The sequence below is a fragment of the Kribbella sp. NPDC055071 genome (genome assembly GCF_053608045.1).
Map to the genome: position 1 here is coordinate 1 of NZ_JBSGUS010000086.1, position 1,026 is coordinate 1,026.

At 48.8% G+C, this 1,026-nt stretch carries 1 protein-coding gene; it reads right to left on the bottom strand.

The annotated features are described in order from the left end of the window. On the bottom strand, positions 1 to 1,026 hold a 1,026-nt coding region (locus ACWF4Z_RS38440), incomplete at both ends, for a condensation domain-containing protein (protein ID WP_452248128.1).

Genomic DNA, 1,026 nt, shown 5'->3' on the forward strand with positions numbered 1-1,026 from the left:
AAATAGTTGAAGCTGACATCCGGCTGAATCGAGAACGCCACATCTTCTTTATGTTCCGGTGCCGTCAGATAGCGCAGAATGCCGTATCCGACTCCCTTATTCGGCACATGTCTGATATCTTCTTTCATTTGCTTCAGCTGGTAGCCCAGATCATCCGCATGCTTCATATCGAGCACCATTGGGTACATACTTGTAAACCAGCCGACTGTGCGGGAAATGGTCAGGTCTTCTATGATTTCTTCACGTCCGTGCCCCTCTAAATGAACATTTACTCGATCCTGACCCGTCCACTCCTTCATTGCCAATCCGAATGCCGTCAGCAAAATATCATTCATTTCTGTGTGATATGCCTCATGCACCTTTGTGGTGAGCTGTTCTGTCTCTTCAGCAGTCAGCGAGAATTCAATTGTCTTTGTATGTTTCATTCGCTGATCACCAGATTCGCGGTCTTTCGGAAGCTTTGCCGCGACAGCTTGTTCTTCAAGCTGTCTCCAATACTCTTTTTCTTTCAAAAAGGCTTTGGAGTTCGCGAAGTCTTGCAATCTCTCTGCATACTCTGCAAATGAATGTGTTTTCTGCGGGAGAACCGGTTCATTGCCTTGCTCAAGCTGTGTATATACTGCGGCGAAATCCTCCAGTAAAATCCGCCACGACACGCCGTCAACCACTAAGTGGTGAATGGCAAGAAGCAAGTGGTCTCCGGCTTCCGCTTGGAACAAGCCTGCTTTTAACAAGCCGCCTTCCTGCAAGTCGATGCTGCTTTGCAAACGCTCCGCTTCTCTCTCTATACGGTCTTCGTAATCTGCAGCTTGGCCCTCAATCTGGATGACCTCCAATTGAGCGGAAGCAGCTTCAAGACCTCTGTTGTATTGAATGACGTCTTCCTGTCCCTCACGGTAGACCATGCGGAGCGCGTCATGATGCTCGATCAGCGCCTGCAATGTTTTCTCCACCCGTTCAGGATCAAAGCCCTTTTTGGCGTGAAGCATCACCGATTGGTTCCAGTGGTGCTTGTTCGTGAAGTTC